The organism is Anoxybacillus ayderensis (assembly GCF_000833605.1).
Classification (GTDB): Bacteria; Bacillota; Bacilli; order Bacillales; family Anoxybacillaceae; genus Anoxybacillus; species Anoxybacillus ayderensis.
This window is the reverse complement of record NZ_JXTG01000002.1, coordinates 123,982-137,719: the sequence shown is the minus strand read 5'-3', so window position 1 is coordinate 137,719 and position 13,738 is coordinate 123,982. Positions and strand designations below refer to the sequence as shown.

The following is a 13,738-nucleotide window of genomic DNA, read 5'->3' as shown; positions in this document are numbered from 1 at the left end:
AGTGTATCCTATTCACTTCACGAAAAAACGTCGCGGCATGCGCCACGACGTTTATACTTCCGGTTCTGCTTCCCACTGTTCGCGTTTTTGCTTTCCTTTTTTCAATTGTTTCGATTTCCAAATGAGCCATAATTGTGCCGCGATAAAGAGCGAAGAATATGTGCCGGAAATTAAGCCAGCAAGCAACGCAAATGAGAAATTGCGAATCGCTTCACTACCGAACAATAAAAGGGCGACAACGGTAAACACGACGGTTAATACCGTATTAATTGAACGACCAAATGTTTGTTGCAATGCTTTGTTGACGACATCTTTTAAATCATCGACCGTTTTTACTGTCCGCTTTTTCATTAAATAACGAATGCGGTCAAACGTCACGATAGTATCATTAATCGAATAACCGACGATCGTTAACACAGCGGCAATAAACGTTAAGTCGACTTCTAAACGCGTCAAACTAAAGAAAGCAATGATGAAAAACGCATCGTGCAATAGCGCAACAATGGCCGCAATCGCCATATACATCTCAAAGCGAACGGTAACGTAAATAATGATCCCGATCGACGCAATGAGTACAGAAATAAACGCATTGCGCGCTAGTTCTTTTCCGACCGTTGGCGATACCGTGCTTACGTTTGGCTCGATGCCATATTTTTCTTTAAAATGCGATTTCAACTGTGAAATTTCTTTTTGATCAAGTACGCCGAGAAAACGTACAATCGCCATCTCGTTGTTGTTGCCTGACAGAACAACATCTTTCGGCTTAAGACGTAATTCACTTAATTCTCTCTTCACTTCTTCTGTTGTGAGCGGTTTTTCACTCATTAAATCGACGCGCGTTCCGCTTGAAAAATCAATGCCTAAATTTAATTTAGCGGTCAATAATAACACGAGTCCAATAACGACCATCGCTCCTGAAATCATGAAAAATAGTTTGCTTCGTTTAACAAAATCAAGACGTGCAAATTTTGTCGGAACGTCTGTATCATCTGTTACTTTCGCAATATCTAATATATCTTTCGAATTGACGCCAAAATAATGCGGTTTTTTATCGAATAAGCGGCTCTTCACGAGCAAGCCGAGCAGAAGACGAGTACCATATACTGCTGTAATAAAGCTCGCTAAAATGCTAATGATGAGCATCGTTGCAAATCCTTTTACAGAGCTCGTCCCGTATACAAACAAAACAACGCCAGCAATGATCGTTGTAATGTTCGCGTCCAAAATCGTTCCAAAAGAACCACGATTTCCGATGCGGTACGCTGACATAAGCGATTTTCCGAGCTTTAATTCATCTTTTATTCGCTCGTATGTAATAATATTTGCATCGACTGCCATCCCAACCCCAAGAATGAGCGCAGCAATTCCCGGTAGCGTTAGCACACCGTTCATCCAATCAAAGACGAGCAAAATAAGGTAAATATATACGCTTAATGTGACGACTGCAACAATCCCAGGCAAGCGATAAAAAACGAGCATAAATAAAAAGACGAGCGCAATACCAATGATTCCTGCAAAAATCGTTTTTTGTAATGCTTGTTCCCCAAACTGTGCACCTACTGATGTTGAATAAATTTCTTTTAATTCCACAGGAAGAGCCCCTGCATTTAGTAAATCGGCTAATTGTTTCGCTTCTTCAACGGTAAAGTTTCCAACGATAGAAACGTCCGTCTGGTTGAACACTTCATTGACTTGGGCGGCCGAAATAAATTTCGGATGCTCTTTTCCTACTTCTTTTGCGTATGAGTCAACGCCTTCCTCAAAATCAAGCCAAATGACGAGCACATTATTTGGTGCCATGCTTAATACTTTTTGTGTCACTTCTTTAAATTTGTTTGCATCTTTTAATTGAATCGCAACGCTCGGTTTTCCTTTATCATCAAACGTTTGTTTCGCGCCTCCTTCAACGAGGTCGCTTCCATCCATCAATACGTTATCATGCACGTCGCGAAACGTTAATTTCGCCTCTGTAGATAAAATTTCGCGCGCTTTATTTTGATCTTTTACCCCTGCTAACTGAACGCGAATGCGATCGTTTCCTTCTACATCAATGCGCGGTTCGCTTACGCCAAGCACGTTAATGCGTTTATTTAATGCGCTTACCGTGCTAAGCAATACATCTTTCGTAATTTTTTCTCCTTCTTTTGTCGGCTTCACTTCGTATAAAATTTCAAAACCACCTTGCAAGTCTAAGCCGAGTTTAATATTTTTGACAATTTTCTCTGCTGTCGTTCCCATCATGCCGCCTAGTAAAACGACAAGAAGGAAAAAAGCAATGATGCGACTACGTTTTACCATAAAAATCCTCCTCTATTCTGGACGCTGCCAGAATTTTTACCAACAAAACAAATTATGAATGACAGTACACTTTCTGTCAATTTCCAAACGAACAATTAAAACAATTGTTCTAACTCCGAAAACCCTTCTTCCGTAAACCATCGATCGTGCTTTTGTTCCTTTGTGACAATATACGCCATATAGTCGCTTGCCCGCAATGATAAAACGTCGTTCACAAGCTCAAATAGACGCTTTTCTTCTTTGTTTTTTTTCCATTTTTTCATCATTAAACAATTCCATACGTCTTCAATCGTCGCTTGTTCATAGCCGAGCAACTTTAACTCATCCACTTTACTTTGTAACGCTGGCATTAATTGTTCGCGATCCATATTCGTCTCCCCCATTTTGTCATGCTTGGCCAACATGTGCATATATTTCATTGTATAAAAGATGACCTCATTTGAGAAGGTAGGGAGGAACATGTCCAAATTTTTGAAAGGGACGATAATTTTAATTGTTGCTGGATTGTTGACGCGCATACTTGGCTTTATTAATCGCATCGTCGTTGCTCGTCTCATCGGTGAAGAAGGGGTAGGTTTATATATGATGGCTGTGCCGACGCTCGTATTAGCGATTACAATTACGCAGTTCGGCCTCCCAGTCGCCATTTCAAAGCTCGTTGCTGAAGCGGAAGCGGTAGGCGATAAACGAAAAGTGAAAAAAATATTAGTTGTATCTTTATCTATTACCGTCGTTTTAAGTTTCATCTTTTTCCCAGCACTACTAGCCATTGCACCAATTCTTTCTAACACGTTATTTACAGATGCGCGCGTATATTATCCGCTCGTTGCGATTGCACCGGTCGTCCCGATTGTCGCTGTTTCTTCTGTCTTACGTGGCTATTTTCAAGGAAGGCAGCAAATGAAACCGTATGCGTATTCTCAATTGCTTGAACAAGCGGTACGCATTACGCTCATCGCTGCTTTTACAACCGCTTTTTTGCCTTACGGTATCGAATATGCCGCAGCGGGAGCGATGATTTCTGCCGTCGTTGGCGAGCTTGTATCTCTTATTTATTTGTTTATTACGTTTAAACGAAAAAAGCCGATTCGCATTCGATATCGTTTTTTTACGTACGTCAAACAAGGGAAAGATACGTTTGCTTCGCTGATGCGCATCGCCGTCCCAACTCTCGGAAGCCGAATGATTGGATCGATTGCATGGTTTTTTGAACCGATCGTCGTCGCACAAAGTTTAGCGCTCGCCGGCATCACTGCAACCCATGCGACAAAACAATATGGGGAGCTGACCGGATACGCACTGCCCCTTTTAATGCTTCCATCGTTTATTACATACGCGCTCGCCACTTCGCTCGTTCCAGCAATTAGCGAAGCCGCTGCCCAAAAGCAACATCGTTTAATTGAATATCGGTTACATCAAGCGGTACGGTTGTCGCTTTTCGCTGGGGGATTGTCCATTGTCGTGTTGTACGTATTAGCAGAAGAAATCATGCACCTCATGTATGGGGCTAATCAAGCAGCAATCTTTGTCAAAGTCATGGCTCCGTTTTTTATCTTTTACTACTTGCAAGGGCCGTTGCAAGCTGTATTGCAAGCGCTTGATTTAGCAAAAGAAGCGATGACAAATAGTCTCATCGGTGCCGTCGTAAAAACAGCGCTTATTTTTTGGCTCGCTTCACAACCGTCGCTCGGCATTATGGGGGCTGCGCTAGCCATTACGGTCGGCATCATGATTGTCACGTTATTACATGCTGCTACAATCGTTAAAGCGATTTCGCTTACTTTATATGTCAAACAATATGTTGCTCATTTCGTCGTTATCGTTTCTGTTGCAGCAATTGGACATATACTCGTTCCGATTTTGCCGTTTTCATTGCTTACGAAAACGATTGTTGTCATCGTCATCATGACGGTCATCTATCTCGTTCTTGCACAATCGTTTCGTTTAATTGAAAAAGATGAATTTCGCCAATTGTTTCGTTAGTTATTCATCTTTTTCATCAATATAGAACGTCCCATTTTCATATGTACAATAAGAAATATGTTCAATTCGTTCATATCCGCGCTTTTTTAGTTGCTTGATTAACCATGTGGGCGTTTGATCGATCAATGTTAAATGTTCTTCTTGAATGACACCGTCTTTAATGAGAGGCAAGGCTAAAGACGGTGTTTTCTTTTTTCCTTTTTCTTTTTCAAATACGGACAGTTTGCCAGACGGCTCTAAAATGGCAAATTCAACGTCCGCAATGTTTTTAATATTTTTTTCACGCAATTGAATAAGCAAATCATCAAAATTGTACCGTTGCTTTCGCATCGCTTTTTCATCAATTTTTCCGTTTTTAATAATGACAGTCGGGGAGCCATCAACGAGACGCCGAAACACTTCGCTTTTTAAAGAAAAAAATGCAAAAGCAATTTGGGCGATTGTCAATACAATCATCGGAACGAGCGTATGAAAAATCGGATCTTTCGGTTGCTCGATCGCAATGACCGCCATTTCCCCAATCATAATAAAAACAACTAAGTCTAAAATGCTCAACTCCCCAATTTCCCTTTTCCCCATCATGCGAAAAATAAATAAAATAGCTCCATACAACAGTAACGTTCGCAAAATAATCGTGACGTACTCCACCTTTATTCCTCCTCGTTTGTTCTACGTTTTTATTCTAAACAAATGGACAATGGAATATGTTTGTACTAAATGTAGTAAGGAGGGATAAGAATGATTCGCGCTATTTTGCACGGGGTCATAACAATTTTTATAAGCGCCATCATATGCAGTTTTATATTTGCGCTTTTATTGAAGTTGACAAGTTATGATGAAACGTCATTGCAATGGGTCATGCACGGTCTCGCATTTTTATCATTATTTTTCGGTGGGTTTATTGCAGGTGGAAAAGGGAAAGAACGCGGCTGGATGCTTGGTGGAGCAACGGGCATCATCTTTACAACTATCATTTTTTTATTTCAATTTCTCGGAATGGATCGAACGTTTTCGATTGAACAGTGGGGATACCACGTCGGTTTTCTCATCACTGCCATGATCGGTGGCATCATTGGTGTCAATGTCGCCACATCTCGTTCACGAAGCGCATAAAAATAAGACAGGCAGCAACCTGTCTTATTTTTCATTCACGACTTCACGAACGGCCGCACGGTCGTATGTAAGACGCGAACCGTCACCCGCGCGAATGACGACCGTATTTTCATCGAGCGAATCGATGATGCCGTGCAATCCGCCAATTGTAATGACTTTATCTCCTTTTTGCAAGTTCGCCTGCATTTGTTGAACAGCTTTTTGGCGTTTTTGTTGCGGGCGAATAAGCAAAAAGTAAAAAATCGCAAAGAATAAAATAAGCGGTAGTAAGCTTGCTAACGTTTCCATGTTTTCACCCCTTTCTAAAAGTTTTTTGCATTCGGTCCATGAAAGCCGTATTGTTCAAAAAACTGCTCGCGGAAATCACCGAGACGATCTTCGCGAATCGCTTGTCGAACTTGCTCCATTAATTTTATCAAAAAGTAGACGTTATGGTAAGACGTAAGACGAATACCAAACGTTTCATCACATTTAATTAAATGGCGAATGTACGCACGCGTGTAATTTCGGCACGTATAACAGTCACAGTTCGGGTCAAGCGGTGAAAAATCGCGCGCATATTTTGCGTTTTTAATGACGACGCGGCCTTCGCTTGTCATGACCGTTCCGTTGCGACCGATGCGCGTTGGCAACACGCAGTCAAACATGTCAATGCCGCGGATCGCCCCGTCAATAAGCGAATCTGGTGAACCGACACCCATTAAATAACGCGGCTTATTCGCTGGCAATAACGGCGTTGTAAATTCTAATACGCGATTCATCACATCTTTCGGCTCGCCAACAGACAAGCCGCCGACTGCGTATCCTGGAAAATCGAGCGACACTAAATCTTGCGCACTTTGTTTGCGCAAATCTTCAAACTCTCCACCTTGCACGATGCCAAATAAACCTTGCTCATTCGGTCGCTGATGTGCTTTTAAGCATCGCTCTGCCCATCGGCTTGTCCGTTCGACAGATTGCTTCATATACTCATACGTCGCAGGATACGGTGGACATTCATCAAACGCCATCATAATATCAGACCCGAGCGCATTTTGAATTTCCATCGCTTTTTCTGGCGATAAAAATAATTTATCTCCATTTAAATGATTTCGGAAATATACGCCTTCTTCTTCAATGCGACGAAACTCGCTTAAACTAAACACTTGGAACCCGCCAGAATCCGTTAAAATCCCGCGATCCCAATTCATAAATGAATGAAGACCGCCCGCTTCTTTGACGATGTCATGTCCTGGTCGAAGCCATAAATGATATGTGTTGCTTAAAATGACGCCTGCTCCCATTTCTTTTAATTCTTCAGGCGAAAGCGTCTTTACTGTCGCAAGTGTACCGACAGGCATAAACATCGGTGTTTCAAACGACCCGTGTGGCGTATGAAGAATACCGAGACGCGCCCCTGTTTGTTTACATGTTTTAATTAGTTCGTAACGAATTGGTGTCACGTATAGTCCCCTTTCTTAATTATATAATGAGCATCGCATCGCCAAAACTGAAAAATCGGTAACGCTCTTTTACCGCTTCTTCATAAGCTCGCAACACATGCTCCCGACCAGCTAGCGCGCTCACGAGCATAATGAGCGTTGACTTTGGTAAATGAAAATTTGTAATCATTCCATCAATCGCTCGAAACGTATAGCCAGGATAAATAAAAATATCCGTCCAACCGCTTTCAGCGACAAACGTACCATCGTGACGAGAGGCGATCGTTTCAAGCGTGCGTGTCGATGTCGTCCCAACGGCAATGATGCGCCCTCCTTTTGCTTTGACATCGTTTAGCAAGTTCGCTGTTTCCTCTGTCATTTGATAAAACTCGGCATGCATATCATGTTCTTCAATATTTTCTACGTTCACAGGGCGAAACGTACCTAAACCGACATGCAACGTAATAAAGGCAAGATGCACTCCTTTTTTCTTCACATCTTCAAGAAGTTGTTCTGTAAAATGTAACCCAGCCGTCGGTGCTGCAGCTGATCCAGCTTCGCGAGCATAGACGGTTTGATATCGCTCTCGGTCATCGAGCTGTTCTTTAATGTATGGCGGAAGCGGCATTTCGCCAAGCGACTCAAGTACTTCAAGAAAAATGCCATCATATGAAAACGAAAGAATGCGCCCACCGTGCTCCAGCTCAGCTACACATTCCGCGCGTAAACGTCCATCACCGAACGAAAGCGTCGTTCCGACTTTCACACGTTTAGCGGGCTTAACAAGCGTTTCCCATTGATCTCCACTAAGCTGTTTTAATAAAAGTACTTCAATGTGCGCCCCTGTTCCTTCTTTTTCCCCATACAATCGCGCTGGCAATACGCGCGTATCGTTTAAAACGAGGCAGTCCCCCTCTTTCAAGTACGATAAAATGGAACGAAACGTTGGTTCATGCGTCACTTCCCCCGTTTGTTTATGAAGTACCATCAGACGTGATGCTTCACGATTAGGCAATGGGGTTTGCGCAATGAGCTCTTCTGGTAAATAAAAATCAAACAAATCTATTTTCATATCCACACGTCCCTTTCTTTATTTTATTAACGAAAACGACCAATCATATAAAAAATAAGCGATAAAACGACGCTTAAAATGATTGACGTCATAATCGGAAAATAAAAAGTTGCATTTTCTTTTTTAATAACGATATCTCCAGGTAAACGACCAAGCTTAATAAATTGCATCAAAAAACCGACAATAATAAGAACGACACCAAGAAGCATAATTGTTTTTGGCACATTCATCATCGTGGCACCTCCAAACCGAAATGGTTGTACGCAAGTGGCGTAACGATTCGCCCGCGCGGTGTTCGCTGTAAAAAGCCGATTTGTAGCAAATACGGTTCATATACATCTTCAATCGTTTGCGCTTCTTCCCCAATCGTTGCGGCAATTGTTTCTAATCCGACTGGTCCACCTCGGAATTTTTCCATCATGCTTTTTAATAGTTTATGGTCCAGATGGTCTAATCCTAAACGGTCGACTTGTAATTGTTCTAGCGCTTCATTCGCTAAAATAAACGTAATCGTTCCATTCCCACGCACTTGAGCAAAATCGCGCACGCGGCGCAACAATCGGTTGGCGATTCGCGGTGTGCCACGCGAACGCCGTGCAATTTCAAACGCTGCTTCTTCTTCGATTTCGACAGCAAAAATGTGGGCGGTTCGCTTCACAATATGAGCGAGCTCTTCAGGGGTATAATATTCTAAACGGCTTAACACACCGAAACGGTCGCGAAGCGGAGCAGAGAGTGCTCCGGATCTTGTTGTTGCTCCTACGAGCGTAAATGGCGGCAAATCGAGGCGGACAGAACGGGCAGCCGGTCCTTTGCCGATGACGATATCTAAACAAAAGTCTTCCATTGCCGGATACAACACTTCTTCCACTGCTCGTGGCAAGCGATGTATTTCATCAATGAATAGGACATCACCCGGTTCAAGCGTCGTTAAAATTGCCGCCAAGTCCCCCGGACGCTCAATCGCTGGTCCAGCTGTCGTGCGCAATTGAACGCCCATCTCGTTGGCAATAATGGCGGCCAGCGTCGTTTTTCCAAGCCCTGGTGGTCCATATAACAATACGTGATCAAGCGTCTCTCCCCGCATTTTCGCCGCTTCAATAAATACAGTTAAGTTTTCCTTTACTTTTTGTTGCCCGATATATTCTCGCAACTGCTTTGGGCGAAGACTGTATTCAAGCGAGGCATCGTCGTAATCGGCCGCGCTTGAAATGAGACGCTCTTCCATCATGCATCCTCCCTTACTTTAATAGTTTTTGTAAAGCGAGCTTAATATATCCTTCTGTCGATAACTGCTCTTGTTTTAATATAGGCACCACTTTTTGAATTTCTTTCTCAGCATAGCCGAGCGCCTTCAACGCTTCAAGCGCTTCAGAAAGCGGGTTCGTTTCTTCAATCGGCTCCGTAAATAAATTCGGAAAAGCGTCTGGGACAACTGCTTGCAATTTTCCTTTTAAATCTAAAATCATTTGTCGTGCTGTTTTCTTTCCTACTCCTGGAAACTTACATAAAAACTTATCATCTTCCGCTTCGATCGCTTCCACAAGCTGTTCAAGTTGACCAGCAGCTAAAATGGCAAGCGCCCCTTTTGGTCCGATTCCCGACACTTGTAATAATTTAGAAAATAACGATCGCTCTTGGCGCGTATGAAATCCATAAAGGGCGAGGACATCTTCACGCACATACTGATATGTATATACAACGATTTGTTGTTGTTTATTCATTTGGAACGAAAACGGATTAGGGGTAAAAACTTGATAGCCTATTCCGTTATTTTCAATAACAATATATTCCGGACAAACGTAATTCACATAGCCACGAATAAATTCAATCAAAGCCCCGTCCTCCTTTTCTCACGCCTCTCATTTTAGCATAAGATGAGGAAAGCGGAAAGCGCAAGTCACTCATAAAAAAAGTCCGCTGTTATGCGCGGACTTATTTTCCGAATGGCTCATACGCTTCGATGACGCGTTCAAAATTTCTTTTTGAACGAACAGAAATACCTTTTTTCAGCTTTTCTCGTTCGTGACTTTCGAGTTTTTTTACATCAATTTGAAAAAACGACTGAATGACGCGAGATGACTCACCTGGTTTTCCTTCAAAAATAGAAAGCGTGCCATCTTCAGTAAGACCGAAATACCCTGCTTTCGTTAATGGCGAAAGGTCATCAACGTAACGTTGGAAAACAATTTGTTCGTCATCCATATTGATAAGCTGCCAATCTTTATATTTGTTCCAAATGTCTTTCATCGATATCACTGTTTCTTCTCTTATTTCCTCGCTCACCTCTCCATCCATATATACCGTTTCTAAAATGACTGTCATCTGTACAGGAGATGTGTGTTGTGTCAAAAATAAACTAAGGCATAGTGTAAGTACAATATTCATCATTCTCACCTCATTCATATGTTGACCATTTTCGCCAAAAATAAACGGTCTTGCCATCGCAAGACCGTTATTCTAACATCGATTCATCTAAATTGTGGTAAATTTCTTGTACATCGTCATCATCTTCAAGCATATCAATAAGCTTTAACATTTTCGTTAAATCGTCGCCTGTTAATGTTGTGTACGTTTGCGGAATCATTGTGATTTCAGCCGTCGCAAACGTAAACCCTTGCGCAGCTAACGTATTTTTTACTTGCTCAAACTGTTCAGGGGATGTGTAAATTTCAAACGAATCTTCCGTCGTTTCCATTTCATCCGCCCCTGCTTCGATCGCTTGTAACAACATGTCATCTTCATCGATGTTTAAATCTTCACGAGCGATGACAATGAGCCCTTTCCGATCAAATAAATACGACACGCATCCCGTTTCTCCTAAGTTTCCACCGTTTTTCGAAAACGCGACACGAACGTTAGATGCGGTACGGTTTTTATTATCTGTTAAACAAATGACCATGACCGCTACGCCACCCGGTCCATATCCTTCATAACGAATTTCTTCGTAATGTGTATGTTCTTGGTTGCCTGTTGCTTTTTTAATCGCACGTTCAATGTTTTCATTCGGCATGTTCGCTGATTTTGCTTTTTCAATCGCAAGACGCAACGTAGCGTTTGTCGTCGGATCGCCTCCGCCCATTTTGGCAGCTACATAAATTTCTTTTGCAAGCTTCATAAACAATTTTCCGCGTTTCGCATCTTGTGCATTTTTGCGCCGTTGAATATTTTTCCACTTGGAATGTCCTGCCATTCGGATCCCCTCTCATATGTGAAAAATGTCCATAAAAACTATACCAAAAATAAATAAAAAAGAACAGGGGCTCACCCCTGTTCTTTACCCACGATTCATAAATGGACGTTCCATCATATCACCCATGTCATTAAATATGTCGCGAATATCACGCTCTAGTTGATCCATTGGACCACCGTCGCGAATATCGTTATCGAGCGTGCGGATGCGGTTATACATGCTTTCATTTGCCACAACGCGAACCGTTTTCCCCGCTGTATATGGGGCGATCGCCTGCCGAACGAGACGCTCAATGCGCGTTGTATTTTTCTCTGTCGTCGATACAGCAACGACGACACGATCTCCTGAGACAACGGCGCGTGCATCTTTTACGTTGGCAACGTTCGCTGCACGTTTTGCAATTTTTTCAGCTAACGCCCCGTTATAGTTACGGTAATACGATGGGCGTGTTCGTTCATCCATCGCATTCAAATGTCCATGATAGTTGCGATCGGCACGACTAAAATTGCGATCGACTTGCGGTGTTCGCGTTGTTCGATCCATGCCCCGATCAAGCATTTCTGTAATCGATCCGTCGTTATCCCGCACTGGACGAACGTTTCCGTTTAAACGTTCCGTCCCGTAACGACCGTATTGAAAACCGGTCATATCATTTTCATTTGAGTAATATCCGATCGGACGTGTACGATCGGTATAACGTGTATCAAACGCTTGGTTATTACAAGCTGCTAAGCCACTAAGCGCAATGACTGCACCGAGAGCGACGATTCGTTTCCGCAAAGGAAAAACCCCCTTTTTGCTTTTGTAGACGATCAGTCTACATCATTAGCTTGGCGCAAAAAAAGGGGTTTTATCGCTGTTAAAATTTTGGCGGAGCGATCGCTAATTGCCGTTTATGGTGGGAACGTTCATGAAGTCGCTCAATAATCTCACGGTCTCGTTCTGGAACGGGCTCACCTTTTAAATATTTGTCAATCATATCGTACGTTGTTCCCATTTCGTTTTCGTCTGTTTGTCCTTCCCAAAGACCTGCGCTTGGCGCTTTTGTAATAATTTCTTCAGGTACACCGAGAATGCGTGCCATTTCGCGCACTTCGCCTTTTGTGAAATGAACGAGTGGCACTAAATCGACGCCACCGTCACCGTATTTTGTAAAATACCCTGTATGCCATTCCGCCGCATTATCCGTTCCGACAACGAGATAACCGTAATTGTTCGCCACAGCATACAACGTCGTCATGCGCAAACGCGCACGTGTATTTGCATCGCCAAGGCGAGCCGCTTGCTCGTTCCATTGCCCTTTTTCTTTTAATTGCTTTTCAATTTCCCCAAATAGTACGCGATGCGTTTCTGTTAAGTCAATGATATGGTAATCAACCCCACAACTTTGGACAACTTTTAATGCGTCTTCTTTATCTTTCGGATTGCTTTTACATGGCATAATTAACCCTAACGAGTTGTTAGGAAACGCTCGTTTAATTAAATGGGCAACGACAGCAGAATCGATTCCGCCACTAATGCCGACGATCGCCCCATTCATTCCAGCTTCTTGTACTCGTTCACGAAGCCATGTAATTAGTTTTTCAATTTTTTGTTCCATATATGTACATCCCTTTCTTTTTACATCATCATGTTCATTTTATCACACAAAAAACAAAAAGAAAAAGAGGCGACATTATTGCCCCTCTTCTTCCTCACGATAAGGAACTGAAAAATACGGATTTATATACGGTTGCCCCGGCCATCCTTGTTGCCATCCGTACGGACCATACGGCATAGCTTGTGGCATATACATCGGCTGTTGCATCATTGGCACATTTTCACCATACATTTGTTGTGGATACGGTGCTTGTTGCGGTTGCTGTGAATATCCCCCTGCACCTGTTGGCATTTGCGGCATCATCGGTTGCGACTGTTGAGCATATTCACCTGTTGGCATTTGTGGCATATATGGTGTCGGTTGTAACTGCTCACCGCATCCGCAATCATCGTTATTCATCGCACCCTGTGGATACGTCCATGGCATAACAGGATACATCGGTGGGAACCATGGATAAAAACCGTATCCCGGCATAATCGGCGAAACAGGAACGCACGGCATTGGCATTGGCATCGGCACAGGCATTGGAACAGGCTGCGGCTGCATCGGTTGTTGTGGTTGTTCTTCCATGACTGGCGCCTCTGTCGTTGGAATCGGTGGAATGTCTGGAAACGGTGGCATTGGTATCTCTTCTTCAGGCTCCATCATATTTGGCATAATATTTGGTGGCTTCGGTGGTAAAAGCGGCGTTTCTTGTTTCGGTTGTTCTTTTTTCTCTTGTTCTTTTGCAATTGGAATTTCTTTTGCAATTGGTTCAACATTCACCGGCTGTTGTAACTGTTGTTCCTTTTTGTTTACGTGAATGTCGACATCAACAGAAATATTTTGTGTTTCTTTTTTGACAGGTTTTACTGGAGCTACTGGCGTCGGTACTTTAATTTTCATACCTGGCATAATGTAGTTTGGATCACTTAAATGAGCATTCATTTTTTTTAACTCTTCAAAATCAACTCCATATTTTTGCGCAATTTTCCAAAGGGTATCTCCTTTTTGAACGATATGGATTTTCACGTGTTTCCCCCTCCTATACTCAGACGTGACGTGTATGTCATGTTCAG

At 42.7% G+C, this 13,738-nt stretch carries 16 protein-coding genes; 2 read left to right on the top strand and 14 right to left on the bottom strand.

Annotated features, from left to right (window positions below; genetic code table 11):
• Positions 1 to 51: 51 nt before the first annotated feature.
• Both secDF and JV16_RS02960 read right to left on the bottom strand, forming a co-directional pair.
• Positions 52 to 2,298 carry a protein translocase subunit SecDF gene (gene secDF, locus JV16_RS02965; protein WP_021093903.1) on the bottom strand — a complete coding sequence of 749 codons (2,247 nt, stop codon included), beginning with the start codon at positions 2,296 to 2,298 and terminating at the stop codon, positions 52 to 54.
• Between the two features lie 95 nt (positions 2,299 to 2,393).
• Positions 2,394 to 2,666: a post-transcriptional regulator gene (locus JV16_RS02960; protein ID WP_021093902.1), complete on the bottom strand. Its 273-nt coding sequence runs from the start codon at positions 2,664 to 2,666 to the stop codon at positions 2,394 to 2,396.
• 91 nt (positions 2,667 to 2,757) lie between these two features.
• On the opposite strand from JV16_RS02960, the gene spoVB reads away from it, so the two are divergent.
• Positions 2,758 to 4,281, top strand: a complete 1,524-nt coding sequence (spoVB, locus tag JV16_RS02955) for a stage V sporulation protein B (RefSeq protein WP_021093901.1) — start codon at positions 2,758 to 2,760, stop codon at positions 4,279 to 4,281.
• Here spoVB and JV16_RS02950 read toward each other — a convergent pair whose 3' ends face one another.
• On the bottom strand, positions 4,282 to 4,935 hold the full coding sequence (locus tag JV16_RS02950) for a DUF421 domain-containing protein (protein ID WP_420864981.1): 654 nt from the start codon (positions 4,933 to 4,935) through the stop codon (positions 4,282 to 4,284).
• 84 nt (positions 4,936 to 5,019) lie between these two features.
• On the opposite strand from JV16_RS02950, the gene JV16_RS02945 reads away from it, so the two are divergent.
• On the top strand, positions 5,020 to 5,394 hold the full coding sequence (locus tag JV16_RS02945; RefSeq protein ID WP_021093899.1) for a TIGR04086 family membrane protein: 375 nt from the start codon (positions 5,020 to 5,022) through the stop codon (positions 5,392 to 5,394).
• Positions 5,395 to 5,418: 24 nt separating this feature from the next.
• Here the strand turns inward: JV16_RS02945 and yajC are convergent, their stop codons facing one another.
• The 11 genes from yajC to JV16_RS02890 form a co-directional block, all read right to left on the bottom strand.
• Positions 5,419 to 5,682, bottom strand: coding sequence for a preprotein translocase subunit YajC (gene yajC / locus JV16_RS02940; protein WP_009361707.1), 264 nt, complete (start codon positions 5,680 to 5,682; stop codon positions 5,419 to 5,421).
• Between the two features lie 14 nt (positions 5,683 to 5,696).
• On the bottom strand, positions 5,697 to 6,836 hold the full coding sequence (tgt, locus tag JV16_RS02935) for a tRNA guanosine(34) transglycosylase Tgt (protein WP_021093898.1): 1,140 nt from the start codon (positions 6,834 to 6,836) through the stop codon (positions 5,697 to 5,699).
• Between the two features lie 19 nt (positions 6,837 to 6,855).
• A complete protein-coding gene (queA, locus tag JV16_RS02930) occupies positions 6,856 to 7,887 on the bottom strand; it encodes a tRNA preQ1(34) S-adenosylmethionine ribosyltransferase-isomerase QueA (RefSeq protein WP_021093897.1) in 1,032 nt (343 codons plus the stop codon).
• Between the two features lie 26 nt (positions 7,888 to 7,913).
• A complete protein-coding gene (locus JV16_RS02925; protein WP_021093896.1) occupies positions 7,914 to 8,120 on the bottom strand; it encodes a DUF2905 domain-containing protein in 207 nt (68 codons plus the stop codon).
• Positions 8,117 to 9,115: a Holliday junction branch migration DNA helicase RuvB gene (gene ruvB / locus JV16_RS02920; RefSeq protein ID WP_021093895.1), complete on the bottom strand. Its 999-nt coding sequence runs from the start codon at positions 9,113 to 9,115 to the stop codon at positions 8,117 to 8,119. Before ruvB ends, JV16_RS02925 begins: the two co-directional genes overlap by 4 nt.
• Positions 9,116 to 9,128: 13 nt before the next feature.
• Positions 9,129 to 9,722 carry a Holliday junction branch migration protein RuvA gene (ruvA, locus tag JV16_RS02915; RefSeq protein ID WP_021093894.1) on the bottom strand — a complete coding sequence of 198 codons (594 nt, stop codon included), beginning with the start codon at positions 9,720 to 9,722 and terminating at the stop codon, positions 9,129 to 9,131.
• A 100-nt stretch (positions 9,723 to 9,822) separates the two neighbouring features.
• Positions 9,823 to 10,278, bottom strand: coding sequence for an intercompartmental signaling factor BofC (locus JV16_RS02910; RefSeq protein WP_021093893.1), 456 nt, complete (start codon positions 10,276 to 10,278; stop codon positions 9,823 to 9,825).
• 64 nt (positions 10,279 to 10,342) lie between these two features.
• Entirely contained in the window at positions 10,343 to 11,080 is a 738-nt protein-coding gene (locus tag JV16_RS02905; protein WP_009361714.1) for a YebC/PmpR family DNA-binding transcriptional regulator, read from the bottom strand.
• An 84-nt stretch (positions 11,081 to 11,164) separates the two neighbouring features.
• Entirely contained in the window at positions 11,165 to 11,860 is a 696-nt protein-coding gene (locus JV16_RS02900) for a YhcN/YlaJ family sporulation lipoprotein (protein ID WP_042534184.1), read from the bottom strand.
• A gap of 79 nt (positions 11,861 to 11,939) precedes the next feature.
• The gene (gene nadE, locus JV16_RS02895; protein ID WP_042534183.1) at positions 11,940 to 12,680 is read right to left on the bottom strand and encodes an NAD(+) synthase; all 741 of its coding nucleotides are present in this window, start codon (positions 12,678 to 12,680) and stop codon (positions 11,940 to 11,942) included.
• Between the two features lie 75 nt (positions 12,681 to 12,755).
• Positions 12,756 to 13,691, bottom strand: a complete 936-nt coding sequence (locus JV16_RS02890) for a LysM peptidoglycan-binding domain-containing protein (protein ID WP_042534181.1) — start codon at positions 13,689 to 13,691, stop codon at positions 12,756 to 12,758.
• Between the last annotated feature and the right edge of the window lie 47 nt (positions 13,692 to 13,738).

What these genes read in the sequence shown, in the direction of transcription:
- secDF (WP_021093903.1), bottom strand. Translation starts at nt 2,298, where the DNA reads ATGGTAAAACGTAGTCGCATCATTGCTTTTTTCCTTCTTGTCGTTTTA.
- JV16_RS02960 (WP_021093902.1), bottom strand. Translation starts at nt 2,666, where the DNA reads ATGGATCGCGAACAATTAATGCCAGCGTTACAAAGTAAAGTGGATGAG.
- spoVB (WP_021093901.1), top strand. Translation starts at nt 2,758, where the DNA reads ATGTCCAAATTTTTGAAAGGGACGATAATTTTAATTGTTGCTGGATTG.
- JV16_RS02945 (WP_021093899.1), top strand. Translation starts at nt 5,020, where the DNA reads ATGATTCGCGCTATTTTGCACGGGGTCATAACAATTTTTATAAGCGCC.
- yajC (WP_009361707.1), bottom strand. Translation starts at nt 5,682, where the DNA reads ATGGAAACGTTAGCAAGCTTACTACCGCTTATTTTATTCTTTGCGATT.
- queA (WP_021093897.1), bottom strand. Translation starts at nt 7,887, where the DNA reads ATGAAAATAGATTTGTTTGATTTTTATTTACCAGAAGAGCTCATTGCG.
- JV16_RS02925 (WP_021093896.1), bottom strand. Translation starts at nt 8,120, where the DNA reads ATGATGAATGTGCCAAAAACAATTATGCTTCTTGGTGTCGTTCTTATT.
- ruvB (WP_021093895.1), bottom strand. Translation starts at nt 9,115, where the DNA reads ATGGAAGAGCGTCTCATTTCAAGCGCGGCCGATTACGACGATGCCTCG.
- JV16_RS02910 (WP_021093893.1), bottom strand. Translation starts at nt 10,278, where the DNA reads ATGATGAATATTGTACTTACACTATGCCTTAGTTTATTTTTGACACAA.
- JV16_RS02905 (WP_009361714.1), bottom strand. Translation starts at nt 11,080, where the DNA reads ATGGCAGGACATTCCAAGTGGAAAAATATTCAACGGCGCAAAAATGCA.
- nadE (WP_042534183.1), bottom strand. Translation starts at nt 12,680, where the DNA reads ATGGAACAAAAAATTGAAAAACTAATTACATGGCTTCGTGAACGAGTA.